Genomic DNA, 24,540 nt, shown 5'->3' on the forward strand with positions numbered 1-24,540 from the left:
GTGGGGACCGTCCCGGCGTCTGTGGCCATGCTTAAAGTGATCGAAGCCTGGGGTGTCGACCACATGTACGGTTATCCGGGCGGCTCGTTCAACTCGACCATGAACGCCCTGGATATCGAAAAGGAACGGATGCGCTACATCCAGATCCGCCATGAGCAGGTCGGCGCGCTGGCCGCTGCGGCGGACGCCAAACTCACTGGTAAGATTGGGGTTACCTTCGGCTCCGCCGGCCCAGGGGCCACGAACCTGCTGACGGGACTGTATGATGCACGAGAAGACCATGCGCCGGTTTTGGCTCTGATTGGTCAAGTCCCCCACACCAACATGAACTACAACTACTTCCAGGAATTCGACGAGAATCCAATGTTCGCCGACGTAGCCGCCTATGCCCGCTTAGTCATGACGTCGGAAAGCCTGCCCTACATCGTGGACAAGGCAATTCGGGAAGCCTACAAACACCAAGGCGTGGCCGTTGTGGTCATTCCCAACGACTTCGGCTACGTGCAAATTCCGGACGAGCTCTACAGTTCAGTGTCGCCCACTGACCATAAGGATCGCCCGCTGCCCCAACCCACCGATTTAGAAGTGGATGCCGTATTAGAAATGGTCAAAGCCGCCAAACGGCCGGTCTTCCACGTGGGCCGCGGCATTCGGGACAATGGTGCCAAGCTGGTTGAATTGTCGAAGAAATTACAGATTCCCATCACCGTGACTGGACTGGCCAAGGGCTTGATTCCGGACGATTACGAAGGCAATCTGGGCATGTTAAACCGGGCCGCCTCCAAGGCCGCCGACGAGATCTTCGCCGTGTCTGACCTGGTCATCGCCATTGGCGCCGACTTCCCCTTTGCCAACGCCATCTATCGCACCCACCCGTTCAAATTTGTCCAAGTTGACGTGGATGAAGCCCAATTCGGCCGCCACCACTACTTGGATCAGGGCGTTTGGTCAGATGCCGGGGCCTTTGTCGATAAGATGCTGGTCCGCAGCACCGACGCCGAACCCTCATCCTTCTTCCAAGCCGCGGTCGCGGATATGCAAAACTGGCAAGCCTACTTGGATCACATGCTGGATCGAGAAACCAGTCCGCTGGAATTCGAGCAGATCTACCGGGAGATCAACAAAATTGCTAACGACGATGCTATCTACTCCATTGATGTCGGCGACAACATCATCAACAGCTTCCGCTATCTGAAACTCACCCCGAAGAATAAGTGGGTTATTTCCGCCCTCTTTGCCTCCATGGGCTCCGGTGTCCCTGGAGCCTTGGCTGCGCAATTGAGCTTCCCCGACCGCCAAGTCTTCCACATTGCCGGCGACGGTGCCTTCTCCATGGTCATGCAGGATTTGATCACCGAAAAGAAATACGACCTGCCGATCATCAACATCATTACTTCCAACGCCAGCCTGAACTTCATCAAGTCCGAACAGGACGACATTCCGATGAACCACAGCGGTATCTTCATCGAAGACCAAGACTTCGCGATGATTGCTCGGGGCATGGGCGTAGAAGCCGTGACCGTACGTGCATCCAGCGATTTGCCTGCCGCCTTCGCCAAGGCCCTGGAAGTCACCCAGGCCGGCCGGCCGTTCCTAATCGACGCCAAGATCACCGACAAGCGCGGTATTCCAGTAGAAGAACTGGAATTGAAGCAGCAAGACGGTACCTGGGTCGAGACGGTTAACCCGTCCTACAATGCCAACCGCGCCCTGACCCATATCAGCAGCGTCCAAGAATTCTTCGCCGAGTACGACGGCGGTGAATTGAAGAGTTTGCCAGAGATTTTTGCAGAACATAATGTACCGACTGACAAGTAATTTGTTTCAGTAAGAAATAAGCCCGGCACAACAACAGATAATCGTTGTTGCGCCGGGCTTTTATGTATCAACAGAGTCCTCAGCGAGCATCTCGCCGGTCTGCCACCTTAACTTCGTCATCCAATTTGCGTCCCTCTTCAGCAAACCCCGCCGCCATGCTGGGGTCTTTCTCAATCATCGCTTGAATGAGGCGGTCAATTTCAGTCATTGCCATTTTCTCCAACCCGGATTTCTAAAACAAAAGCAGGGTTGAATTTTGCTTCAGCCCTGCTGATAAGTATTCGGCACCCCCGCAGATTACTTAATCCACGGTCGATCAACTTCGTCGTTTTTGACCATCTGGGTGTACTTGCCAAAACCATACTGCTTCACATTGTCCAAATCCCGCTTGTCGATCAAATGCTTGGGATCATTGACGTTGAAGGCCCAGCCATGGGCCAGCAGCAATGGCATCAGTGTGTCTGGATCAGTGTACATATCATAATCATCCAAGTATTCCGCCCGTTGGACGTTCTTAGACAGGTGATCATAGGTCCAAACCTCACCAGTCGCCAGCTTCACTGCCTCTTCGGCACTCGCCGCTTGCACGATGGCCTGACATTGATCCTGATTGGGACTGCTGATCAAATACGCTTTGGTATTGGGACCTTTTTCGTTAACAAACAGAATATTCTTTGCTTTTTGCATGATCTAGAAATCCCCCTTAATCATTTGTGCTGTACTCCACTAACAGTCTAGCATGTCCAGTGGATAGGGGTTACTATTTCGCCTCATTCGCCATGGGGCTTGCCGCGGGAAACATGGTCGGCGTGGGCCAGCATTTCGTTGATGATGTCCAAAATATGGGGATCATCCAACCGGTAAAAATTAGCCCGGCCTACCCGGTGGGCGCTGACCAGCTGGTGCTGGCGCAATTGGGCTAATTGGTGGGAAACCACGGACTGTTCCAGATGGAGCAGCGCGCCCAGTTGGGTGACGTTCATTTCCTGCTGCTCCAATACGTACAGCATCTGTAACCGGGTGGGATGACTGAGTAGGCTGAAAATGCGTTCTGCTTCTTTCAGCTGACGCTTGCTGATTAATTGCGGGGTGGCCGCTGACTCTTGGTCCGACATAGGGGGGCTCCTTTCATCTGTTCCGAGAAACATATGTTGTAATTAACATATGTCGGTGGTATCATGCTTTGCGAAGGGAGCAAAACATTATGCTGAATACTATTATAACGGGTGTCACGGCCTACATTTCTACCTCACTGGATTATTTGCTGATTTTGATGGTCGTCTTCGGGGGGACACCCAAGCACCAGCGGGGTCTGGTGTACGTCGGCGACCTTGTCGGCACCAGCATTCTGGTGGGCATCAGTCTCATTTTAGCCTATGCCCTAGGCTTTGTCCCCCAGCCCTGGCTGCTGGGCCTGTTGGGCCTGATCCCGGTCTACATGGGCATCCATTTGCTGCTGGGCGAAGAGGAGGACGCGGATGAGAAAGTCGACGCGGCCATGGCACAACACATGAATGTCATCTGGAAAGTTGCATTGATCACCGTCACTACTTGCGGTGCCGATAATATCGGTATCTATGTCCCGCTGCTCACCCAGCTCAATCAGGGTGCTTTGCCGCTCCTGCTCATGACGTTTCTCGTCATGCTCACCCTGTTTTGCGCCACCGGTTTGCTCCTGAGCCGCATCCCCCAAATCGCCCATCTGTTGGACCGTTATGGCCGCTATATCACCGCAGCGGTCTATTGCCTCATCGGGTTCGGAGTCCTCTGGGAGGGCGGCACCGTGCAGCATCTTTTACATCTTTAAGCCTCGTTTTGTCAAAAACTGGTATAGACCTCGTCACAGTTCCGTCAAAGTAGTAAAGAAATCCTGAAAGCGGAGACATTTCCCTTGCGAAACTGGGGTGCGTATTGCTACAGTTAACTATGGAAGGAATTGATGTCAATGCCAAAACAGACTCAAGATTTGTCGTCGCGCTCCGGCGGCTTAGCTGAATACAAGCAAGCCGTGAAGAAATTGCATAGCCCGCAACAGTTCGCCAAGGAAATGGCCGCGTTGGGGTTTACCCAATTTCAGAAAGGACCAAACCGGTGACGATTCGTCAGCCAAATCAACTTAAACCGACCTAGGGCCGCCGACCAAGCAATTGGTCAGCGGCCCTAGGTTTTTAGTTTGGTTTCTTTGACAGCGCTCTCTATCCGCGGTATCTTTTAGCCAATGGGTATTGCTATTGGTCTAGGAAAAGGAGCTGATTATCATGTCCGCACCCCCGTCGGAACACCCTGCCGTACCAGAGGCACCGATCAATTATCGCCAACTGGGCCTTTTCTGTTTACTGTATTTCATCAGTTTTCTTGCCACTGTCGGCTATACTTGGCTCTCCTGGCCACTCTATATCGATGCTGGGATCACCATTATTATTAATGTGGGATTGCTTGTCTTGGTCCTGCGTACCTACGGCGCTTTCCTAAAACAGGCTTGGCCCGCCTTCCGCTACCACATTGGCCGCCACCTCGCATTGACCTTTGCCTGGATGATTGGGCTGAAAATCATCAATGCAATCGTAACAGCCATTGTCACCGCGGTCTCAAATACTACTGCGATTTCAGTTGTCCCACCCACGCCGGAACTTTTGAAAACCGCGTTCTGGCTCATCTTATCCTCGGCCCCAGGCTTACTGATTGCACCCTTTATTGAAGAAATCTTCTTCCGCCACTTGCTCTATTACCAATGGCGCGGCCGTAAAATTGCGCCGGTCATGTTCTGGCTCTCGGCGACCGTCTTTGGCCTGTGGCACTGGAGCAACGTCGCCGGTCAATGACCGCAATTGATTCCCTACGCCGTCATTGGTATTTTTCTCACCCTGATTTATCGGCACAAACACAATATCTGGTACAACATCATGACCCACTTTTTCTATAATCTGGTTGCTGTTGTTCTGCTGCTGATTCTATCCTTGATCCTGTTTCTTCGTTAAGAAAGGCGGTCCCGCTCATGGATAATCGCAATCCCATCAACGAACCAGCACCATATGTTGACTGGCGCAAATCTGGTTTAGCGCTGCTTATTCTCGTTGCTGAAATAGCCATCGAACTGCTGGCCCAAGCGTTCAAAATCAATCTCCTCGCCCAGTCGATCATTCTTTCCGCGGCTGGTCTCCTGACCATGGTCGGCATGATGTACCTCTACTGGGACATTTTGCGGCCAGCCTGGACGGCGTTTCGTACCCACCTGTGGCGGCGGTTGATTCTGCTGCTACTGCTTTCCATCGGTATCAAAATAGTCGTTGCCATTATCATGCTCATTTTAGCGTTGGCCTCACCGCTGAAGTCGTCGCCGACCACCACGACCAATATTGCCCCCATTGCGATGAATACCAAAGCGCTCTTCTTCGCGCTGACCCCATTCTTGCTGGCCGCGCCGTTTTATGAGGAAATATTCTATCGGCACGTCCTGTATTATCAATGGCGGGCCCGCCGCGGCTGGGGTGTGATCATGCTGTTCATTTCTTCTGTTCTCTTCGGCCTAGCCCACTGGAGCAACGTCGGCGGCCATGCGCTGTTAACTGTCCCATTCATGCTTTTGGGGTTGTCTTTTGCCTTGATTTATCGGCGGCAACAAAACATTTGGTACAATATCATTACCCACTTCATGTACAACGCCTCCACCGTATTGTTGTTGGCCGTGGGTCTATTGCTGGTTTAGGAAAGAAGGCTCCCCCCATTGGACTATCTGATCATCGAAGATGAACCCACCCTGCGGCAAACCCTGGCCACCTACTTTGCCCGCAATGCCGCCGTCACGGCGGTGGGCAGTTTGGCGGCGGCGACCCAAGCCGTCCAACAGCAGAATTACACTCTGATCATCCTCGACCTCACCCTGCCCGATGGCGACGGTCTGGCCTGGCTGCAAGAATGGCAGCCTTTGCTCAGCAGCAAGATCCTGGTCCTCACTGCTAACGACAGCGAACGCACCACGTTGCAGGGGTTGGCCTTGGCCGATGATTATGTGGTTAAACCAGTGAGCCTGCGGATATTGCAGGCCCGCATTGCTAAACTCCTGCCGCCGGCCACGGTAACTTATCACGGGGTCACTCTGGACAGTACGGCCCGGACAGTGACGTATGCCGGCCAACCAGTCAGTTTAAGTGCCAACGAATACCGGCTGCTGGCCTACCTCTTCGCCCATCCCAACGCGATTCTCACCCGGGAGCAGCTCCTCGCCGCGGTCTGGGATATTCAAGACGCCTTCGTTGAAGACAACACCCTGACGGTGGCGATTAAACGGCTGCGGCAAAAACTGGAAGCCGTACCCAGTCAGCCGCAATTGATCAAGACGGTGCGGGGAATGGGGTATTTTCTCAATGGCGAAGATTAATTGGTGGCGCGCCCCGGAGACCCGCAGTGCCTGTTTATTGGGCGTGGGCCTATTGGTGATATTCGGCGTGAGCGAGGCCGTGCTGTGGTGGTTAGCCGACACGAGCCCCGTTCCTTTTGTGGTGCTCTTTATTGTAGCCGCGATCCTGACCGGCCTCTGGATCATCCGTTGGAGCCGGCGGACCATGGCCGGTCTGCAGCAGGCCAGCGACCAGTTAGCCGCCGCCAGGCACGGACAGGCCAACTATGCCATTGCGCTGAACGACGAGGGCCTTTTTTCACAACTGAACAATCAGGTCTACCACTACGTGCGCCAAACTGAAGCACTGCGCAGCGACCTGCAGCGGGATCGGGACCAGCTGAGTCAGGCAATTACCGATATTGCCCACCAGTTGCGCACCCCCATCGCCACCATCGGCAACCTCAGCGAGTTATTGGCGGCAGATAACGTCCCGCTGACCAAGGCCGAGCTGATCCGGCAAAACGACCGGCTGGCCCAATTAGTCGCCCAGCTGATCCTGCTGGCCCGCATCGACACCCACACCCTCAGCCAGCAAAAGCAGCCGATCCTAGTGGATACCCTGTTGAAAAGCAGTCTCAACCCGCTGCTGCCGCTGATTAGTGATAAAAATCTCAAAATCGCATGGCAAGTCCCGGCCACGCTCCAAGTCCAAGTCAACCCGGACCTGTTTCGCGAGGCGGTGATTAACGTCTTGAAAAACGCCAGCGAACACGCCCCGGCCGGCTCCACCCTGACCATCGCCGCGGCGGAAACGCCCATGGCGGTCACCATCAGCTTCACCAACCAAGGCCCCGCCATCGCGCCCACGGACCTGCCCCGCCTCTTCGACCGCTTCTATCGCGGCGTCCACAGCGATCCCAACAATATCGGCATCGGCCTGGCCATCGCCGCCGGCATCGCCCAGGCCAGCGACGGCCACCTGCAGGCGGCAAACACAACCGCAGGCGTGACTTTCACTTTCTCGCTATACAAGTAAGTGCAGGCTGTCACTTAGCCGTCACTTTCAACGCGTATGCTGGAAGAAGATAGAAAGGAGAGTGGCCGGCATGGCAATTTTGACCGCGCAGGAGTTAACCAAACAATACTCAGGGGAGGAACAACCGGCCCTGAACCACGCCAACCTGGCGATCGAGGCCGGGGAATTCGTGGCGATCGTGGGACCGTCCGGCTCCGGCAAATCCACCCTGCTGCACTTGCTGGGCGGGGTGGACAAACCCACCAGCGGCACCGTCCACCTGTACGACACCAACGTCTTTGAATTGAACGAAACGCAGCTCGCTATTTTTCGCCGCCGCCAAGTCGGCCTAATCTACCAATTTTACAACCTCTTACCCGTCCTCACCGTACAGGAAAACATTACGCTGCCAGCAGATCTAGACGGGCGTAAAGTACCCGCTGATGAATTGGCCGAACTGTTAGAAATTCTTGGCCTTACCGATAAGGTCCAGTCCCTGCCCAGCGAACTTTCCGGCGGCCAGCAGCAGCGCGTCGCCATTGGCCGGGCGCTGGTCAACCATCCCGCCATCGTCCTGGCTGATGAACCCACCGGCAATCTGGACAAGCGCAATTCCCAGGAGATCATGGACCTGCTCCGAGCCGCCAATACCAAGCGCGGCCAGACGCTGGTCGTCATCACCCACGATCCCGAGATCGCCGCGCAAGCCGACCGGGTGATGACCATCACCGACGGCCGGCTCACGGGAGGTGGCGATGATGGGCATCATTAACCGGATCACCAAACGGACCTTACAGGGAGAAATGGGCCGGACACTGCTGACGATTTTTTCCATGGGGATTGCGGCAACGCTGGTGATTGCGACACTGGTGGGATTTACCAGCAGTCAGAATAGTTTGTATCAAAAACAGTTGAAAGACACCGGCGGTATGCAATTTGTGATTCGTAACGTGCCCCGGGAGAATGCAGCAAAACTCCGGCGCAATACCGCATTTCAAAAATCGTTGGCCTTCGCCGAATTAGGCACGATGAAGCTGCCTAAAAGCATTGACGCCTATGGTGATCCGGCTCCCTTGGTGGCCATGGACAAAGCGGCACTGCGCCAGCTGGTCCAATCGCAACTCGCGGTTGGCCGGTTGCCGAGAAAGAGTACAGAGTTAGTCATTCCCACTGACATTGCCTTGAACCAATCCGCGATCGGCAAAACCATCACAGCGCAAACTCAATCTGGGCCTAAACGCTTTACGATCGTTGGGGCGATCAACAGTTACCATACGTTTAACAGTGCCTATTTATGGATCACTTTCACCAACTCGGTCACATCGGCCAAAACGGTCAGCGTGGCCGGTGCATTGACTGACGTTAACCGCATTCGGTCACGCCTGGCGGCACTCGCCCAGCAAGCTGGAGTCAAGCGCCCCAAGGAGAGTGTCCTCTTCAACGAAAGAGCATTGAGCCTGCTGGGCGCCGGTACTAATCTCACCGATAAGGCGACCATTGTCGGCCTGCTCACCATAATTCTGACAATCATTGGGCTCGCCGCTGGCATGATGATCTATACCAGCATCAATCTCAGTGTCCGTTCCCGTATTCAGCGGTACGGCTTATTGCGTTCCATTGGCGCAACACCGAAACAAATTCGCCAACTCGTTTATCGAGAGGGACTAATTTTGGTACTACCCGCACTGCTTCTTGGCTACCTCGCCGGCATTGCCGGCCTAGCGGGGGTTATGGCCTTCCTGAATCAGCGCTTTGAAGCGAGCGGTGCAGGAATCCATCTGTACTTGACGATGAGTCCTTGGCCTCTGGTCGGCAGTGCGCTATTCATGATTTTAATCACGTTTTTGGCCAGTGCTCGGCCAGCCGCCAGAGCCTCACGGGTCGCCCCTTTAGCTGCTGTCCGGGACAACATGAGTACCGCCCGCTTACGTCAACGTCATTTGCGCCCCGGTCTTTGGCAGCGGCTGATGCCGACGCCGTTGAGCCGGCTGGCCGCCAAGAATTACCGCCGTAATGGCGGCACCCGCTGGACTATGATCGTTACTTTAAGTATCTCAATTTTGATTTTTGTCGGCTTCACTAGTTTTGCCCGCTCCGTTTTACGCGACACCAGTAATGATTATGGCGGGAGCACTGATATTATTGTCCAGGCCAATAACATTGCGATGGCCGGTCCGTTAAAACAAATCCAGGCCTTGCCAAACGTCAAAAGCGCGATTGCGGTTAAGCATGATAGTCTGGAATTGAAGAAACGAGAATCTGGATTCGACAGTCAGTCCGTTGACGTCTTGGTTGTCCCCAAAACCGTCTTTGCCCAATACTTCAACAACCGCATCACGCTGCTTAACGCTTCTCAACGGCGAATGAACAAGGACGGCCAGCGCAAGTTATACTGGCTTTTCCCGGCTAATTTTACTGGGACACTAACATTCGCCCACAATACCGCAAAGCCCATTACTATCGCGCAAACTGTCGCAGCGGATACCCCGATCCTGCGTTCCTTGGCTAATTACAGTGGGGGTATCGTCATTTCAGAGGCGTACTATGCGGACCTTTTTAAAGGGAAAAGGAAAAACCCAATCCTCCAAACTGGATTCTATATTCTGTTAAAAGATCGTAAAAAGCATGTGCAGACAATGGCTCAGCTGAAACAAATTATTCCCACCAGCAACTCCTCTGACCAAGTCGCAAACAATGAGCAAAACACCAGTATCCTGACCGCGCTACAGGTTATGGTTTATGGTTTCCTCACTTTGCTCAGCTTAGTCAGTCTGTCAAATATCATTAACCACATCTTCGCCAATCTGCTTCAACGGCGGCGCGAACTGGCTATGCTCCAAGCCATCGGCACTACCCCCGCCCAGGTCACACGGATGTTAGGGATTGAAAATAGCCAGCTATTCCTTACCAGTCTCATCTGGGGCAGCGTGCTGGGGACTGCGCTCAGTCTGATGCTCCGCCAACAGCTTGGCGGTGCTTACGAGACGGCTTTCACCCTGCCCTGGCTGGAAATCGCCATCGTCACCCTCGTCCTGATCACCGTCTGGCTGATCTTCGAATGGGTCAGCTACCGCATGATCCGCAAACAGAATATCGACCACTGGCTGCGGCTCACCTGACCAGTGCAACAGAACCGGTGCTGGAGAAACTGCCCAACACCGGTTCTTCGTTTGGTAAAATAATATGTGATTAATATTGCTTGCCGTCACTTGTCCGTCACTTACGGCCCGTATGCTGAAAGATGGAAGGGGAGTGGCAGGCAATGACAACGACAATCATCAAAACCAGCCAGCGGATAGGAGGCGGCGTCGATGGGCATCATTAACCGCATCACCAAGCGGACCTTACAGGGCGAAATGAGCCGAACCCTGCTGACAATTTTCTCCATGGCCATCGCCGCGACGCTGGTCGTGGCCACACTGGTGGGGTTTACCAGCGGTCAAGACAGTCTGTACCACGCTGAACTGAAAAAGACTGGCGGCATGCAATTTGTGATTCGCGATGTCCCCCGGCAAAAGGCGGCCAAATTACGGCAGAATGCGGCAGTGGAAAAGTCCCTCGTCTTTGCCAACTTGGGCCGGTTCACCTTACCCAAAGCTCAGGGGGTCACGGACCCAACGACCAAAACGCCGGAACTTGTGGCCATGGATCAAACGGCGCTCACGCAATTGGCCAAACCGTTGCTGGTGAGCGGCCGGGTGCCGCGCAATCATACGGAACTAATTGTTCCCACAGATCTCGCGACAAAAAAATCGCTGCTCGGCCGGTCACTCACGCTCCAGACTGCCCATGGCGAGCAGCGCTTCACCGTCGTCGGTACGATGTACGGCTACCAACAGTTTGCCCGGGCGTACCGGTGGATCACCGCGAACAGCACCCGCAGTGCGGCCACGCCAACGGTCCACGTCGCTGGCAGCCTGACCTATATCAAACGGCTGCGCAGCCAAGTGGCGGCGTTGGCCGACCAGGCTGGCGTCAGGCCGCGTCAAACTAATATTATTTATAACGAAAATGCGCTGACGATCATCGGCGCTGGCGCCGATCTGATCAATAAAGCCGCCCTAACCGGCTTCTTAGCGCTCGTTCTGACCGTCATTGGGTTGGCCGCCGGCATCATGATTTATACCAGTATCAACTTGGGTGTGTGGGCCCGAATCCGCCGCTATGGCCTGCTGCGCTCGCTGGGCGCCACGCCCCAGCAGATCCGGCAGCTGGTCTATCGGGAGGGCATCGCCTTGATTCTGCCAGCCTTAGCCATTGGATATCTGGCGGCCTTGACCGGTCTCGCCGGGGTCATGGCCTTTCTCAACCGCCGGTTCGCGACGGCCGGCATGACCGATATGCACCTCGTCCTCAGCCTGCACCCTTGGCCGCTGCTCGGCAGTGCCCTCTTCATGCTGCTGATCACATTCCTCGCCAGTGCCCGGCCCGCCGCCAGAGCCGCCCGGGTCGCACCCTTAGCCGCCGTCCGGGACAATCTGACCGCGCCGCATCTGCGTGCCCGACAGTTACGGCCCAGTGTGTGGCAGCGGCTGATGCCCACCCCCTGGGGGCAATTGGCCGCGAAGAATTACCGGCGCAACAGCGGCACCCGCTGGACGATGATCACCGCGTTAACGGTCTCCATTGTCATCTTTATCGGCTTCACCAGTTTTATTCGGACCGCACTGCAGAGCACCACGATCACTTATGGAACCGGCATTGATGTATCAACCACGCTGGTCAATCGTACCGATACGGCGCCTTTGCAGCAGCTGGCGACGCTGAAAAATGTTAAAGAAGCCGCGGCGGTGCAGGTCAGTACCATCCAATTAGCCCAGCGGCCGCAGGGATTCAGCGATATCTACCTCAATCTGCTGGTGGTGCCGCCAGCGGTCTTTGCCCGCTACTTCGATAATCAAATGACGCTGTTGAACCGGGCCGTTACCACAGTGTCCGCCAGCGGTCAGCATCAAGAAAGCTGGGTCTTTCCCCAAACGGACCCGCCTAGTTCGCTGATCATTGACCGGCACACCACGCTGCCCGTTGCCCAAATGATCAAGGCCAATACGCCCATGTTGCGCGCCATCGCCAGTGATCGCGGCGGCCTGGTCATTTCCCAGGCCCAGTATGCGCGGCTCCGCAAAGGCCGCAGCAAAACGATGACCCCTGTGAGCGAAACAGTCTTCATGCTGCGCTTGCGTGATTTGAAGAAACACCGCAGTACCGCCGCCCAGGTGCAGGAGATCCTCTCCGCGCCCTACATTTACGATCGGATCGCCGAAAACCAAACCAACGACAGCTTTATCCTGGCGGCGCAAGTGATCGTCTATAGCTTCCTCGCTTTATTAAGTTTGGTCAGTCTGGCCAACATCATCGATCATATCTTTGCCAATCTCTTGCAGCGCCGGGGTGAACTCGCGATGCTGCAATCAATCGGCACGACCCCGGCCCAAGTCACCCGCATGCTGGGGCTGGAACATGGCCGGCTGCTCCTGATCAGTCTCTTCTGGGGCAGTGTGCTGGGCGCTGCGCTGAGTTACGCGCTGCAACGCCAAATCGGTTCGATTTATGAATTGACTTTCGTCCCACCCTGGTCCGAAATCGCCGCGGTCGCCCTCGTCCTGCTCACCGTCTGGCTCGTTTTCGCAGGCGTCAGCTACCGGCTGGTGCGCAAACAAAACATTGACCACTGGCTGCGCTTGACGTGACCAGGCAAAAAGAACCGGTGCCGAGGAGAAATCCCCAGCACCGGTTCTTCGTTTAACCACTCTTAAACGCGGCTCATATACCGCTTCAAGAACTCCTGCGTCCGCTGTTCCTGCGGATGTTCGAAGATCTGCTCTGGCGTGCCGCTTTCGGCCAGCACCCCATCATTCATGAAGCAGACAATATCCGACACATCGCGGGCAAACTGCATCTCGTGGGTGACGATGACCATCGTCAGTCCCGTGTGGGCCAGCTTGGACATGGTGTTCAAGACCTCGTCCACCATCTCGGGGTCCAGCGCTGACGTCGGTTCATCGAACAGCAGCACTTCTGGATCCATCGCTTCCGCCCGGGCAATGGCAACCCGCTGCTGCTGGCCGCCGGAGAGCTGATCCGGCTTGGCGTTAACGTAAGGTGCCATACCGACACTTTCCAATAACGCCATGGCGTGCGACCTAGCCTCAGCCGGATTCCGCTTCAACACAGTGGTCTGACCGACCATCACGTTTTGCAGCACATCCAGGTTATTGAACAGATTGAAACTCTGGAACACCATCCCGACTTTCGCCCGATACAGCGTGACATCGAAATCATCGGCTAAGATGCTTTGGTCATGGAAGCGAATATCGCCGCCGGTGGGCTGCTCCAACAGATTGATGTTCCGCAACAGGGTGGATTTCCCACTGCCGGACGCTCCGATGATCGACAGGACTTCGCCCTTATGCACATCCAAATTGATGTCCTTCAATACTTCGTGGTCTCCAAAGGACTTATGCAGGTTTTGCACTTGCAAGATCATTTCGTCTTTCATACTTAGGCGTCCTTTCTGCTTGTAGCGGCACCGATCTTCGGCGTCTCGACTTGCATCTGATTATTCATCACGTTATAGTTCTTCGGCCCATCCATGTGCTTCTCGATCAACCGGAACAGCCGGGAAATCGTGAAGGTCATGATCAGGTAAATGCCCGAAATGACCAGGTAGGTGTGGAAGAATTGGAAGTTCTGTCCGGCGATGGTTTCCCCGGAGAAGAACAGTTCAGAAACCGAAATGACACTCAGTACCGATGTATCCTTAATGTTCACGATGAATTCATTCGTCACGGCCGGCAGCGAATTCCGCACGGCTTGGGGCAAAATGACCTTGCGCATCATTTGGAAATGGGTCATGCCCAGCGCGTTGGCGGCTTCAAACTGGCCATCATCCACGGAGGTAATACCGCCCCGAATAATTTCAGAAATATACGCCCCGGTATTGATGGACACAATGATCAGGGCCGCAGCGGTACGGTCGATACTCAAGTGCAGCGCCTGGGCAGAGCCGTAATAAAGGACAGCCGCTTGCACGATCATTGGCGTGCCCCGGAAGACTTCGATGTACACGGCCAGCAGCCAATCGAAGAAACGCAGGATGCCCCGCTTACCCATGGAGCGCGGCCGGGGAATGGTCCGAATGATACCGACCAGCAGGCCGATGATGAAGCCGACCAAGGTCCCAACGACCGCCAGCAAAATGGTCATTCCGGTGCCCCGCAGGAGCATGCCGCCATATTGTTTCATCAAGCTGACGAACCAATTGCCGGTGTTGCCGGTGGACGGCTGATTGGCCACAGCTTCGTTCATGATCTGAGTCCGCTGTTTTTGGGAAATTCCGGCCAGCACTTCATTGATCTTAGCTTTGTACTCGTAACCCTTGCGCACCCCGATGGCCAAGTCGCTTTCATCAGGATTCGTCTTGAACCCTTGACCCTTGGCAAAGTGGATCATCTTCAAGTTGGGGTTCGCGGCTTCCGCGGAACTGCCTTCCGGCACTTCGGACGCATAGCCGTCGATCGTGCCGGATTCAATGGCCGCCCGCATCGCTGGGAAGTTATTCATCGCCGGTTCCTTGATAACCCCTTTGATTTGAGAAATGGCGTCGTAATCCGACGTGCTCAATTGGCCAGTGATCTTGGCCCCTTTGAAGTCCTTTAATGATGTCGCATTGGCGTACTTGCCGTCTTTCCGGACGACCATTGTCATGTTGGAAACATAATACGTATTGGTGAAGTCGATCGTCTTGCGCCGTTCCGGCGTCGGGGACATCCCGGCGATAATGGCATCGATCTTGCCGGACGTTAAGGCCGGCGGCAGGCCGTCCCAGTCAGTTTTCACGACCACCGGTGTTTTGCCCAGCGCCTTGGCGATCCGCTTGGCGATCTGGACATCATACCCGTTGGCGTATTCGTTAGAGCCTTGGATCTTCACGGCCCCATTACTGCTGTCGCTCTGGGTCCAGTTGAACGGGGCATAGCCCGCTTCCATCCCGACCTTGAACTCGCCGTTGTCCTTGCTGGCGGCCTGCACGGACGTATTGCCCGCAGCCGCCAAGCCGATTCCTAACAACCCCAGGACCGCTAGAGCGGCCCACCACTTCTTCAGTAAATGCGACATGCTAATTCTCTCCCTTCAATGTTTAAACACCACCGAGGGGAAATAGAGAACCAAAAAGGCCTTTGTCAAATTCGATAGAATTCAACAAAGGCCTAAGACTAATTCTTCATCGTTCAAGAACCAGAATAGCGCTCCTTGACCGGCGATGTTTTACTCGCTAATCAAGACAGTTCCGCAGGTATTCCCCAACGGCCCCAACAGGCAGTGCCACGGCGCACTGCCCATTTCGGCGAACTCTCCTCCGGTCCCTTCAGCGCATCCGCATGCTCCAGGGCCCTCATAGATTTCGCAACCTCTATTTCTTCGTGGTAGTTATTTAGCTGTCTGCCGATGATGTTAACGGAGTTTCATCCGGGTGTCAACCCTGAGTTTTCAGAAATTGCCGAAAACAGCACACAAAATCGGCTTGAATATGCCAAAAAAGCCGCTGCCCAGGCAGTGGTAAAAAGTGCAACCTAGTCCGTCGGCCGCTGTCCCCGCATTTGGCCGTAGTGCGCAAGGGCCAGCGCGGCAATCGTCCCGCCAGCCACGCCTAGCGCTGAGAGAGCGGTGGAAAATGTTTTAGACAATAGCACTGTCGCGCCGCCAACGATCAATATCAAAGTAAATCCATACTTGAGAAGAAACACTTGCAGCTTGCGCATCGTCATCGCCCCAATCTAAATGAGTGAATCTGCCAGCGTCGTTGTGTCGAGCTTGTTTTCTCATTGGCAATGAAAACGCTATCAATAGTTTTATTATATTAGGTGAATCAATGACCGTCAACTCTTTTGGCTTACGCTAGACCAATGAGTGCTATTCAGGAATACGGCCTGTCGCCACCATCTCTTGCACATCCGCCACGATTCGGCCTTTCACGCTGTCCGTATCAGGCGTGACCACCGTGCCATGCTGCCCCGCAGTCAGTTCTGCTGCGATGGGCTGGGCATGCATGACAAAGTTCTGGGTCCCGGCGGTCCGATAAAACAGCCATTCCGGTGAAATCGTTAAGTAGACGGCTCGGTTCAACGCATTGCTGTGCACTTTGGTCAGGGTGGCAACGATCTCGTCCCCTGGGGCGGCCGGGTCAAACCCATCCGCACGGACGAGCGTACTTCCCTGCAATTCAGCAGCGGTGAGTTTCTGTTGGCGCTGGGCATCCAGCTCGGCATTCTTGATCTTGCCGCCAGCAGTCAGAACACCGATTTCCTGACCCTTGAGAGCACTGTCTCCCTGGTACACGGCAGTCACAAAAAGGGTATAAACCGTATGCGCCGTGTTATCAAAAGTCGCAAAGTCGGTCTGCACAATGGTGCCGCGCAGCACGGTGTTGACCCGCTGGGCTTCGTCTTTCAGCTTGGTCGGCAGCGGTGTCAGATACGCGGCCCCGCTGTAAAATGGTTTCAATCCCTTGAGTGACGCCAGCAAGGCCGGCCGATTCTTCTGGGCCGTGTGCTGAGCGGCCGCCAATTTTCGGTCAAAGCGCGACCAATGCTGACCGCTCTTGGTCGTTGGCACGGTCGCCGCCTTCGCCGTGCGGTTCTCCAACCCGCACCCGACCAAAACTGCACTCGACAGCAGCAAAAGCGCCCCGCCGATAACTTGTTTTCTGATCTCCACTCTATCATTGCCCCCCATGTCGTGTAATCGTTCACATTTCGGCGTCCTCATTTTCCCACTAAACGGCGGTTGATTCAAGTCCGATAAAATAACTCGCTGGTGCGTGGATTTCAAACTCGACTTGCACCAATTTGGGGGACTCGCTATAATGGGGCCAATGTGCCATAATCTCATTTTCTTAGAAAGTAGGAATTGACCCATGGTTGTTGCCCAGCACCGGCCCACGCGGCTCCTCATTTCTCAGCAAGCCATTGCCCATAATCTGGCCGTTGTGCGGCAAGTGTCCGGTTGCCGCACCATTTTTATGGCCGTGAAGGATAACGCCTATGGCTTCGGCTTGCTACCGGTCAGCCGGGCCGTCCTCGCCGGCGGCGCTCAAGGATTGGCGGTCGCGGTACTGGACGAAGCCCTCGTGCTGCGCGCCGCCGGGATCAAAGCGCCGATTCTCATCATGTCCTTGCTGGATGCCCAATACGCCCAAGCGTGTGCTGACCAGCAGGTCATTGTGACCGTAGCCAGTTTGGCCTGGCTCCAAAAGGCGCAGCACAATCTAACCGGTACCGCGCCGTTACTGGTTTCCCTGGGCCTCGATACAGGGATGGGCCGCATCGGCTACCGGAACCGGGCAGAAATTGAAGAGAGTATCCGCTTTCTGCAGCAACACCCAACCCAATTTACCTACCAGGGGCTCATGACCCATTTTGCCGATTCGGACACCGTTGAAACAGATTATTTCCACCGCCAGGTGCGCCGCTGGCACGCCCTCACCGATGGCCTGCCCCAGCCGCCCATGGTCCACGTGGCCAACTCCGGCGCGGCGATGTATCACGCCGCGGAAGTTCCCACCGATATCATTCGGATCGGGACCGTGGTCTACGGGATGGAACCCTCAGAGGGCACGATGCGGCCCGACAATTATTTAGACCAGATCGAACGGTTGGAATCAGAATTGATCATGGTCAAGCACGTGCCCGCCGGTGAGGGCCTGTCGTACGGTCATACTTATGTCACCCCCACCGCGGAATGGATCGGCACCATCCCCATTGGCTACGGCGACGGGCTAAGCCGCAAATTGAAAGGCTTCCCGGTACTGATTCAGGGTAAAAAATGCCCGATTATCGGTAATCTGACCATGGATGCGCTCATGGTCCGCCTGCCCGGACCGCTGCCGGTCCATACGCCAGTCACCCTGCTTGGACAAGATGGCGATCAGCGCCTAACGTTAACCGATATGGCCCAGCACACCGGCATTGCACCGTGGGAATTATCGATTCGGTTTGCAGAACGGCTGCCCAGAAAATTAGTGGACTAAAATGAGCACCCGCGCCCTCTGACAAAAAAATCCTCAAACGCCAACTGATGGCCTTTGAGGATTTTTCAAAACCAATTATTTTATTGTTTCGGCGGGGTGTGCCGCGTTGTCCGGCCATGGGGCCGGACCGCCACGATCTTACCCGGGACGCCGCCTTGATCCAGCAGTTCATGGGCCTGCTGCACACCGGCAGCACTGAATGGTACATTGTCGGCAACGCGCATCGTCAGGCCATAGGTATCCGCCATGTGATTGAAATACATGAGAATATCATGGTCGCTGGTCTCCTGCTTGCCGCCGGCCGCTCGGAGGGTCACCCCGGCCGCGGCTGGGATCGTGCTGGTTTCGCCCACGGTGGTCACGATACCGGTCGGTTTTACCAGCCAAGCGGCCAACTCGCCGTTGGCCCCCATAGTGGCCGCGTCAACAACCAAGTCGAACCGCTGGGCCCAAGCGTTATCCCGCTTGGCGACCCCGTCGTAATAATACACATCGTCCGGCGTCAGCCAATGAATAAAATCTTTGTGCCGTTCACCAGCGATGGCCAGCACGCGGGCGCCAGCATATTTCGCCAGCTGTACCGCGAGACTGCCCACGCTGCCGCTGGCCCCAATGACGGCGACGTTTTGGTCCTTTTGCAACTGGCCCAAAGAATGGACCAGCGCATAGGCCACCGTGCCCACATTGGGCAGAGCGGCTGCATCCAGGAAGGACAGCGCGGCACTCTTCGGCGCCACTTTGGCCAAAGAAGCCGTCACTACTTCTGAGTACCCGCGCAGGGGCCGATGATTCATTACGATATCACCGATGGCATAGTCTGTTACCCCTTCGCCGAGGGCACTGATCTTCCCCACGACATCCTGACCGGGAATGATCGGGAACGGCAGCGGCCGGGCCGTGGCTTGATCGCCGCGGCGCAGGCTGGCGTCATAGGGATTAAAGCCGAAACCGATCACGTCGATGGCGACTTGGCCCGCTTTGGGCGTCGGGGTTGGTTTTTCAATGGTTTGGAAGACTGCGGGTCCGCCAAACTTGTCAAAGCCGAATGCTTGCATCGAATCACTGCTTTCCTTCAGTATCGTCAGGCTGCTCGAACCGGTCCAGCCAGAGGCGGGCCCCTTCAATTTCTTGCAGCGTGATCTGGTGGCCGGCATCACTGGCATGGGTAAAGACTTGCGCGCCCTGGTCAATGAAACCCTGGACCAAGGCGTTGAACGTGGGCACCGGGACAATGCGGTCGTCCCGGCCGTGGGACAGCCAGACCGGAATCCCGGCTAGCGGGGTATTATCCCGTTTAGGCACAGGATCACTGACGGCCATCGGATGCAGCAGGATCGCCGCGTGGAACACCGGCCCGCCCCGCAGCATCAAGTCTGCTGCAATGTTCGCCCCATTGGAATATCCGATCACGATCGGCGGCGCCGCCGGCAGATCGAGGTGTTTCAACAACGCCACCATACTCGTCAGCAGCCATTTTTCACCCGCGACCAGATCCTGAGCATCAAAACCGCCCGTGGGGGTATGTTTGAAGTACCGGGTCTGGCCGTTTTCTTGGATTCGGCCGCGCAGCCCAATCAACGGACTGTCCGGAAAAAGGCCAGCGCCAATGTCCAGCAGATCAGTCTCTTCTCCGCCAGTCCCATGCAGCAGCAGGACCGGGCTATAGTTCGCCCGCCCCGGCCGGTAGGTATAAAAGATATCGTCTCCTAATTGGGCCATGGGCTATATCTCCGTGTTCAGCGGGTGCAGATTGGCTTCAATCTCTGCCCGATGGGGTTCCAAAAATGGCGGCAGCTCCAAGTGAATGCCGGCTTCTTCGTAGGTTTCATCCTGCAAGAAGCCCGGGCCGTCGGTGGCAATTTCAAACAAAATCTGCGGTGCGGCCCGGAAGTATTCAGACTTGAAGTAATAGCGATCAATATAGCCCGATTGGGGCAAATCGAAGGACTTCAACCGATAGATCCAATAATCCAACCGGCCGCGATCCGGAACCCGCCAAGCGGCATGGTGCACGTTGCCGTAGCCCTCAACCGCCAGGGGCAGGTCTTCCCGATGTTCCAGGACGATCTGACCGCCATGCCCGCCGTCGTTGACTTCATACAGGGTAAACTGACCTTCTTCGGCTACTTTCTTGAAGCCCATCACGGTCCGCAGCAACAGGTCAAAGTGCTCCTGATTATAGACGGTGACCCGCACCGGGCCCAACCCCTGAATGGCGTATTCCGGCGGCACCGGGCTCTTTTGCCACGGCGTACCGCCAGGCACCCCGTGGTTGTCTTCGTCAGAAATCAATTGATACTGCTGATCATCGAAATCATGGAACGGCAATACCTTTGTCCCGAATTGGGTACTGATCGCTTCATGGGCCACGTTGTGCTCCGTGAACCGTTTTTCCCAATACGCCAGGGACGCGTCATTCGGAACCCGGAAAGAAACCCGGGAAATCGAATTGGTGCCTTTGATACCCTTAGGAATCCCCGGGAAATCAAAGAATGTCATATCCGTACCGGGTGCCCCTTTATCGTCTGTGAAATACAGATGGTACGTTTCCACATCGTCCTGGTTCACTGTCTTCTTGATTAAATGCATCCCGAGAATCTTGGCGAAGAAATCAAAAATCTTTTGACCGTCACTGGTAATGGCGGTGACGTGGTGCACGCCGAGCAGCGTATTTTCTGGTGCCAATGCGGTTTCACTCATCTTAACGGGCTCCTCCCCTATTGACCGGTAGTGACTGAGAAATTAATCCTTAACTGGATCGTTGGCCAATTCTTTACCTGCATCCGGACCAGCATCCAAGGTGACGATCCGGTCGACATTGATGATGACCGCGGCTAGCGGTTGCGGCAATTTAGTTCCTTCAACGAATTTCTTGGCGGCTTCCATGTACGGGCCGTCAGTGTATGTCTTGGCCTTGCCCTCAACCCGGAAACCCTTCAGACCGGGGGTTGGGTGGAACGCCACGGCGGCTTTGCCGGTGGCTTGGATATTGTGCCAGGCTTGGCGGCCGGTTTCTTCGTTATAAATCAGGTGCTCATCATCATAGACCCGCATGGTTCCCTTAGGACCGACTTGGGGATTACCGTTTTCATCGGCAGTGGCCAAGAAAGCCAAGCCCTTATCCATTAAGTCCTTCATCTCTGGTGTCAGTTTTGCCATTAAATAACACACCCTTCAAAAATATTTGATGCGGATCGGCGCACCTTTGGTAAATTGCCAGTTATTATAAAACAGTTGCTTGCAATCCACAATACTAGCGTAGCACGTTTCTTACTTTTATTCAGTGGGCACGCTCACAAAAATTCTAAAAATAACAAAATCCAGCCCGATATGACCGCTGGGCTGGATTTTTTGGAATTTATTCATTATGCTGCAGCGCCTTTTGCAGTACCCCCACCAAATGGGTCGCGGCGGTTTGGTGGCCGGCCAGATTGGGGTGAGTGCCATCGGTTGTATCAATGTCCCAATCCTTGGTTTCAATAATTTGCAACCGATCCCCCCGCCTGGCCACATGCCGAATCGGTTCAGCGAAGGCTTGGTTAAACGGGATCATCAGAAAAATTGGTACATCATCGTAGACGCCCCGCAGTTGGGCGGCTAACCGGACATACGCTGTGACAAACTGCTCCACAGGATAGCTGCGATCATTGGTTCCCAGATTGATGATCACCGCATCCTGATCGGTATCCACCGCCCAGGGCGTGCGGTTATCCAGATGGCCGAAGAAATCCTTCGCCCGGGGTACCCCGCCGGTCCCTGGTTTCAAGACACCGGCGGCGCTGTAGGCAATGCGGGTCTCTTCCGCATCCATGCGGGCTACCGTGAGGGCCGCATACGCGGCCTCCGCCCGGTAGTCTTTGCTGGGCTGCTTGCCCGTCACCCAGCAGCCGGCAGTGATCGAGTCGCCGATGAACGTCAGGCGCGGGCCAGCCGGGACAATGGGTGAAAACCAGCCGCCGTTGGGCAGGGTGACCCCGGTAAAGGCAAAGCCTGCATCCTGGTCAGCCGCCCAGACCGGATCGTTATCCGTATTCCCCGACATTACCACCGTGATCTGGTGGGTCGTCGGCGTGGTGGCCAGCATCACCGGCGCGTGGGCCAAATCAAAATGCACAAACCGGCCGTTGTCGATTTGAATTGCAATTTGACTGGGAACCGGCCGCGGTGTTTCCACAAAATGCAGAATCGTACTGCTGGCTCCGTCGATCTGGAAATGAACGGCGGCTCCGAGATTCGTCGTGTACATCGCGTCCTGTTCAGCAACGCGCCGGGGAACCCAGCGGCCGCTAAAATGAATCCCTGGAAATAATCCGTTCGCACTCCCTGCTGCCCATTCCATCAACTCAACCTCCCTGTTTACCAGTGCTCGTGGTCCCACGACCGGCCATCGATTTCGCCGCCGGTCGTCGTGATCCGCCGCTGCTGAGCTTCCGCAAAATCCGCCAGTTCCAGCAGTACCGCCCGGTCAACGTAATCTGCCGTCTGCTGAGCCTGCTGGCGAATCGCGGCCGCTAGCGCATCCTGTTGTTCTCCGTCCATCATAACGCATCATCCTCTTCCCGCCGCATTTCAGCCAACGTATCATGTAAATCCGCCAACTGTTCCTGCTGGGCGGTCAAGGCCGCCGCCCAAGCCGCGTAATCGCTGTGGGCACTGGCATGCTGCGTCAGCCACGCCGCAAACCACTGGGCCCGGTCCGCGAAGTGCGCGCCAGCGGGCAGGCTCAGGTACTGGGCATAGGTGACCAGCAGATGCTGGCGCTCCCGCTCCGTCATGTACCCAAATTGGGCCACTGGGAAAATCGGCAGCAGCTGCATCTGAGCGGCCAGCCCCAAGGCGGCGATGGGCCGCAATAATTCACTGAGGGAGAAATGTTCCCGGCCGCCCAGCCGGTAATCCTGCTGCGCCTGACTGAAGGTCACAACGATGCCCAGCTCCTTACCAGCCAAGGGGGGCGCTTCCCCCGGCCGGCCAGACACAAAGGGGGTCGTCCAAACAGTGTCGAGCCACTGTTTGAAGACCCCAGGCATACTATACCAGTATAAAGGAAATTGAAAAATCAAACGGTCATAACGGCGCATTTCACCCTGCAGCCGTAAAATTTCAGCCGAATCTGGAACCCCTTGCGCACTGATATCCCATTCATCCGCATCCGTCAGCGCCCCGGCCGCCGCCTGCAAAAAAGCCTGGGTACCCGAATGCGCCAAATCTGGGTGACCAATCAAAACCAGTGTCCGCATCAGCGATACTGATTAAGGAATTCGGTCGTGCGGTCGAAGGCGAGGCGGGCGTTCTTCGAGCGCAGCGTGAATTGATATTCATGATAGACAGCTTGGTCCGGCCCAAAGAATAACGTAGACACCGGTACGTCGTTGGCCTTCAAGACCGAGGCCAGTTTCTGGGCATGGCCTTCAAAGGAGCCGGTATTGCCGTCTGTTAAGAACGTCGGCGGATAATCCGCTGTGACCTGATCGGTGGTTGACGACTGGCGCGCCATATCGGAGTTGACCCAGTCCCGGCTGCCCATGTAGGCCCAGCCGAGCTGATTGACCATGAACTGCAAGGCCTTGTTTTGAATCGTGGCCAGCGTCTTCATGTCGTACGGACCGCAATAAAGCACCGCCGCAATGATCTGCTTCGGCTGCAGTTGCGGGGTCAGATTCATATCTTTGGCTAACGCCGGATTGGTCTGGACGGCGATATACTGCGAGGCCATCTGGGCCCCCGCGGAATCGCCGCCAATAATGATCTTGTTCATGTCCAACTGCGGATAGTCCGCTTGATGGGTCTGGAAGTAGTGGATCGCTTCGCCCAGTTGGATGATCTGGTCGGGATATTGGGCATTAGGCGCGACCTCATAATTAACGGCGACCACGTTATAGCCTTGGGTCGCAGTCATCTTATAGGCCCAATCCCGCACGCCTTCTTTACTGCCGGAGACAAACGCCCCGCCGTGCAGCCAAAAAATCACGGGTTGCTTGCCCTGGTTCTTCTTTGGTGTATAAAGATCCAGAGTGTTGTTCGTGTACTTAGACGGATAAACAATGTTGCTGTGCCGGTCCACCTGCCGTTCATACTGGTCCCAGCCCTTAGGCGACGGGCCCACCTTAGCCAATTGCGGCATCTGGGCGATGATGGAGGCGAACAGCTTCGGCGACGTGTTAAATGAAATCACGATCCCGGTGATAAACGCAAGCAGAACAAAACCGATCCATTTGCCAACACCCTGCAAAATACGCAGTACCTTTTTCATGGGTGGACTCCCTTCACAGATATAGCTTCATGTTAATTGTACAAGCTAACCAGGACCCAACGCAATGAATTGGCTTACATGTTACG

At 55.4% G+C, this 24,540-nt stretch carries 25 protein-coding genes, 1 pseudogene and 1 riboswitch; of the genes and pseudogenes, 11 read left to right on the forward strand and 15 right to left on the reverse strand.

The features are described from left to right. Positions 1 to 27: 27 nt before the first annotated feature. Positions 28 to 1,818, forward strand: a complete 1,791-nt coding sequence (gene spxB / locus H627_RS0104040; RefSeq protein ID WP_051225168.1) for a pyruvate oxidase — start codon at positions 28 to 30, stop codon at positions 1,816 to 1,818. A gap of 79 nt (positions 1,819 to 1,897) precedes the next feature. Here spxB and H627_RS20595 read toward each other — a convergent pair whose 3' ends face one another. From H627_RS20595 to H627_RS0104055, 3 genes are all read right to left on the reverse strand, one after another. Then, positions 1,898 to 2,026: a hypothetical protein gene (locus tag H627_RS20595; protein WP_258456850.1), complete on the reverse strand. Its 129-nt coding sequence runs from the start codon at positions 2,024 to 2,026 to the stop codon at positions 1,898 to 1,900. A gap of 89 nt (positions 2,027 to 2,115) precedes the next feature. Then, the gene (locus tag H627_RS0104050; protein WP_027827906.1) at positions 2,116 to 2,505 is read right to left on the reverse strand and encodes a hypothetical protein; all 390 of its coding nucleotides are present in this window, start codon (positions 2,503 to 2,505) and stop codon (positions 2,116 to 2,118) included. An 83-nt stretch (positions 2,506 to 2,588) separates the two neighbouring features. Next, a complete protein-coding gene (locus H627_RS0104055) occupies positions 2,589 to 2,933 on the reverse strand; it encodes an ArsR/SmtB family transcription factor (RefSeq protein WP_027827907.1) in 345 nt (114 codons plus the stop codon). Positions 2,934 to 3,022: 89 nt separating this feature from the next. Between H627_RS0104055 and H627_RS0104060 the strand changes: the two genes are divergently transcribed. The 9 genes and pseudogenes from H627_RS0104060 to H627_RS0104105 all read left to right on the forward strand — a co-directional run bounded on the left by H627_RS0104060 (position 3,023) and on the right by H627_RS0104105 (position 12,862). Continuing rightward, the gene (locus H627_RS0104060) at positions 3,023 to 3,625 is read left to right on the forward strand and encodes a cadmium resistance transporter (protein ID WP_027827908.1); all 603 of its coding nucleotides are present in this window, start codon (positions 3,023 to 3,025) and stop codon (positions 3,623 to 3,625) included. A 138-nt stretch (positions 3,626 to 3,763) separates the two neighbouring features. Continuing rightward, entirely contained in the window at positions 3,764 to 3,913 is a 150-nt protein-coding gene (locus tag H627_RS19965) for a hypothetical protein (protein WP_155827895.1), read from the forward strand. Between the two features lie 163 nt (positions 3,914 to 4,076). After that, positions 4,077 to 4,796: pseudogene (locus H627_RS0104070) on the forward strand (CPBP family intramembrane glutamic endopeptidase). Between the two features lie 17 nt (positions 4,797 to 4,813). Then, positions 4,814 to 5,524 (forward strand): CPBP family intramembrane glutamic endopeptidase, encoded by a 711-nt coding sequence (locus H627_RS16890; RefSeq protein ID WP_051225154.1) that lies wholly within the window; start codon positions 4,814 to 4,816, stop codon positions 5,522 to 5,524. An 18-nt stretch (positions 5,525 to 5,542) separates the two neighbouring features. Further along, entirely contained in the window at positions 5,543 to 6,196 is a 654-nt protein-coding gene (locus H627_RS0104085; RefSeq protein ID WP_027827910.1) for a response regulator transcription factor, read from the forward strand. Continuing rightward, the gene (locus H627_RS0104090; protein ID WP_027827911.1) at positions 6,183 to 7,193 is read left to right on the forward strand and encodes a sensor histidine kinase; all 1,011 of its coding nucleotides are present in this window, start codon (positions 6,183 to 6,185) and stop codon (positions 7,191 to 7,193) included. Before H627_RS0104085 ends, H627_RS0104090 begins: the two co-directional genes overlap by 14 nt. A gap of 70 nt (positions 7,194 to 7,263) precedes the next feature. Continuing rightward, positions 7,264 to 7,944 (forward strand): ABC transporter ATP-binding protein, encoded by a 681-nt coding sequence (locus H627_RS0104095; protein WP_027827912.1) that lies wholly within the window; start codon positions 7,264 to 7,266, stop codon positions 7,942 to 7,944. Continuing rightward, positions 7,928 to 10,291: an ABC transporter permease gene (locus H627_RS0104100; protein ID WP_081674650.1), complete on the forward strand. Its 2,364-nt coding sequence runs from the start codon at positions 7,928 to 7,930 to the stop codon at positions 10,289 to 10,291. Before H627_RS0104095 ends, H627_RS0104100 begins: the two co-directional genes overlap by 17 nt. A gap of 192 nt (positions 10,292 to 10,483) precedes the next feature. Then, on the forward strand, positions 10,484 to 12,862 hold the full coding sequence (locus H627_RS0104105) for an ABC transporter permease (protein WP_027827914.1): 2,379 nt from the start codon (positions 10,484 to 10,486) through the stop codon (positions 12,860 to 12,862). Between the two features lie 62 nt (positions 12,863 to 12,924). On the opposite strand, the gene H627_RS0104110 is transcribed toward H627_RS0104105, so the two are convergent. From H627_RS0104110 to H627_RS0104130, 4 genes are all read right to left on the reverse strand, one after another. Further along, positions 12,925 to 13,671, reverse strand: coding sequence for an amino acid ABC transporter ATP-binding protein (locus tag H627_RS0104110; protein WP_027827915.1), 747 nt, complete (start codon positions 13,669 to 13,671; stop codon positions 12,925 to 12,927). A 2-nt stretch (positions 13,672 to 13,673) separates the two neighbouring features. Continuing rightward, positions 13,674 to 15,290, reverse strand: a complete 1,617-nt coding sequence (locus H627_RS0104115) for an ABC transporter permease subunit (RefSeq protein WP_027827916.1) — start codon at positions 15,288 to 15,290, stop codon at positions 13,674 to 13,676. Between the two features lie 118 nt (positions 15,291 to 15,408). Next, positions 15,409 to 15,596: riboswitch (Lysine riboswitch) on the reverse strand. Between the two features lie 149 nt (positions 15,597 to 15,745). Then, entirely contained in the window at positions 15,746 to 15,934 is a 189-nt protein-coding gene (locus H627_RS0104125; RefSeq protein ID WP_027827917.1) for a hypothetical protein, read from the reverse strand. A 151-nt stretch (positions 15,935 to 16,085) separates the two neighbouring features. After that, entirely contained in the window at positions 16,086 to 16,889 is an 804-nt protein-coding gene (locus tag H627_RS0104130) for a hypothetical protein (RefSeq protein ID WP_027827918.1), read from the reverse strand. Positions 16,890 to 17,088: 199 nt separating this feature from the next. Here H627_RS0104130 and alr point away from each other — a divergent pair, with 199 nt between their 5' ends. Continuing rightward, on the forward strand, positions 17,089 to 18,201 hold the full coding sequence (alr, locus tag H627_RS0104135; RefSeq protein WP_027827919.1) for an alanine racemase: 1,113 nt from the start codon (positions 17,089 to 17,091) through the stop codon (positions 18,199 to 18,201). A gap of 80 nt (positions 18,202 to 18,281) precedes the next feature. Here the strand turns inward: alr and H627_RS16895 are convergent, their stop codons facing one another. The 8 genes from H627_RS16895 to H627_RS0104180 all read right to left on the reverse strand — a co-directional run bounded on the left by H627_RS16895 (position 18,282) and on the right by H627_RS0104180 (position 24,454). After that, on the reverse strand, positions 18,282 to 19,256 hold the full coding sequence (locus tag H627_RS16895) for an NADP-dependent oxidoreductase (protein ID WP_051225155.1): 975 nt from the start codon (positions 19,254 to 19,256) through the stop codon (positions 18,282 to 18,284). A gap of 4 nt (positions 19,257 to 19,260) precedes the next feature. Continuing rightward, positions 19,261 to 19,920: an alpha/beta hydrolase gene (locus H627_RS16900; RefSeq protein WP_051225156.1), complete on the reverse strand. Its 660-nt coding sequence runs from the start codon at positions 19,918 to 19,920 to the stop codon at positions 19,261 to 19,263. Between the two features lie 3 nt (positions 19,921 to 19,923). Then, positions 19,924 to 20,901, reverse strand: a complete 978-nt coding sequence (locus H627_RS0104150; RefSeq protein ID WP_027827920.1) for a ring-cleaving dioxygenase — start codon at positions 20,899 to 20,901, stop codon at positions 19,924 to 19,926. Positions 20,902 to 20,943: 42 nt separating this feature from the next. Beyond that, the gene (locus H627_RS0104155) at positions 20,944 to 21,360 is read right to left on the reverse strand and encodes a pyridoxamine 5'-phosphate oxidase family protein (protein WP_027827921.1); all 417 of its coding nucleotides are present in this window, start codon (positions 21,358 to 21,360) and stop codon (positions 20,944 to 20,946) included. 199 nt (positions 21,361 to 21,559) lie between these two features. Then, the gene (locus H627_RS16905) at positions 21,560 to 22,540 is read right to left on the reverse strand and encodes an SGNH/GDSL hydrolase family protein (protein ID WP_051225157.1); all 981 of its coding nucleotides are present in this window, start codon (positions 22,538 to 22,540) and stop codon (positions 21,560 to 21,562) included. A gap of 17 nt (positions 22,541 to 22,557) precedes the next feature. Beyond that, positions 22,558 to 22,743, reverse strand: coding sequence for a hypothetical protein (locus H627_RS16910; protein WP_035439928.1), 186 nt, complete (start codon positions 22,741 to 22,743; stop codon positions 22,558 to 22,560). Then, positions 22,740 to 23,441 carry an NAD(P)H-dependent oxidoreductase gene (locus tag H627_RS0104175; RefSeq protein WP_027827922.1) on the reverse strand — a complete coding sequence of 234 codons (702 nt, stop codon included), beginning with the start codon at positions 23,439 to 23,441 and terminating at the stop codon, positions 22,740 to 22,742. Before H627_RS0104175 ends, H627_RS16910 begins: the two co-directional genes overlap by 4 nt. Then, positions 23,441 to 24,454, reverse strand: coding sequence for an alpha/beta hydrolase (locus H627_RS0104180; protein ID WP_027827923.1), 1,014 nt, complete (start codon positions 24,452 to 24,454; stop codon positions 23,441 to 23,443). Before H627_RS0104180 ends, H627_RS0104175 begins: the two co-directional genes overlap by 1 nt. Between the last annotated feature and the right edge of the window lie 86 nt (positions 24,455 to 24,540).

Source organism: Schleiferilactobacillus harbinensis DSM 16991, assembly GCF_000425885.1.
Classification (GTDB): domain Bacteria; phylum Bacillota; class Bacilli; order Lactobacillales; family Lactobacillaceae; genus Schleiferilactobacillus; species Schleiferilactobacillus harbinensis.

Coding starts and splice junctions, on each gene's coding strand:
- spxB (WP_051225168.1), top strand. CDS start 28: ATGCTTAAAGTGATCGAAGCCTGGGGTGTCGACCACATGTACGGTTAT.
- H627_RS20595 (WP_258456850.1), bottom strand. CDS start 2,026: ATGACTGAAATTGACCGCCTCATTCAAGCGATGATTGAGAAAGACCCC.
- H627_RS0104050 (WP_027827906.1), bottom strand. CDS start 2,505: ATGCAAAAAGCAAAGAATATTCTGTTTGTTAACGAAAAAGGTCCCAAT.
- H627_RS0104055 (WP_027827907.1), bottom strand. CDS start 2,933: ATGTCGGACCAAGAGTCAGCGGCCACCCCGCAATTAATCAGCAAGCGT.
- H627_RS0104060 (WP_027827908.1), top strand. CDS start 3,023: ATGCTGAATACTATTATAACGGGTGTCACGGCCTACATTTCTACCTCA.
- H627_RS19965 (WP_155827895.1), top strand. CDS start 3,764: ATGCCAAAACAGACTCAAGATTTGTCGTCGCGCTCCGGCGGCTTAGCT.
- H627_RS16890 (WP_051225154.1), top strand. CDS start 4,814: ATGGATAATCGCAATCCCATCAACGAACCAGCACCATATGTTGACTGG.
- H627_RS0104090 (WP_027827911.1), top strand. CDS start 6,183: ATGGCGAAGATTAATTGGTGGCGCGCCCCGGAGACCCGCAGTGCCTGT.
- H627_RS0104095 (WP_027827912.1), top strand. CDS start 7,264: ATGGCAATTTTGACCGCGCAGGAGTTAACCAAACAATACTCAGGGGAG.
- H627_RS0104100 (WP_081674650.1), top strand. CDS start 7,928: ATGATGGGCATCATTAACCGGATCACCAAACGGACCTTACAGGGAGAA.
- H627_RS0104105 (WP_027827914.1), top strand. CDS start 10,484: ATGGGCATCATTAACCGCATCACCAAGCGGACCTTACAGGGCGAAATG.
- H627_RS0104110 (WP_027827915.1), bottom strand. CDS start 13,671: ATGAAAGACGAAATGATCTTGCAAGTGCAAAACCTGCATAAGTCCTTT.
- H627_RS0104115 (WP_027827916.1), bottom strand. CDS start 15,290: ATGTCGCATTTACTGAAGAAGTGGTGGGCCGCTCTAGCGGTCCTGGGG.
- H627_RS0104125 (WP_027827917.1), bottom strand. CDS start 15,934: ATGCGCAAGCTGCAAGTGTTTCTTCTCAAGTATGGATTTACTTTGATA.
- alr (WP_027827919.1), top strand. CDS start 17,089: ATGGTTGTTGCCCAGCACCGGCCCACGCGGCTCCTCATTTCTCAGCAA.
- H627_RS16895 (WP_051225155.1), bottom strand. CDS start 19,256: ATGCAAGCATTCGGCTTTGACAAGTTTGGCGGACCCGCAGTCTTCCAA.
- H627_RS16900 (WP_051225156.1), bottom strand. CDS start 19,920: ATGGCCCAATTAGGAGACGATATCTTTTATACCTACCGGCCGGGGCGG.
- H627_RS0104150 (WP_027827920.1), bottom strand. CDS start 20,901: ATGAGTGAAACCGCATTGGCACCAGAAAATACGCTGCTCGGCGTGCAC.
- H627_RS0104155 (WP_027827921.1), bottom strand. CDS start 21,360: ATGGCAAAACTGACACCAGAGATGAAGGACTTAATGGATAAGGGCTTG.
- H627_RS16905 (WP_051225157.1), bottom strand. CDS start 22,540: ATGGAATGGGCAGCAGGGAGTGCGAACGGATTATTTCCAGGGATTCAT.
- H627_RS16910 (WP_035439928.1), bottom strand. CDS start 22,743: ATGATGGACGGAGAACAACAGGATGCGCTAGCGGCCGCGATTCGCCAG.
- H627_RS0104175 (WP_027827922.1), bottom strand. CDS start 23,441: ATGCGGACACTGGTTTTGATTGGTCACCCAGATTTGGCGCATTCGGGT.
- H627_RS0104180 (WP_027827923.1), bottom strand. CDS start 24,454: ATGAAAAAGGTACTGCGTATTTTGCAGGGTGTTGGCAAATGGATCGGT.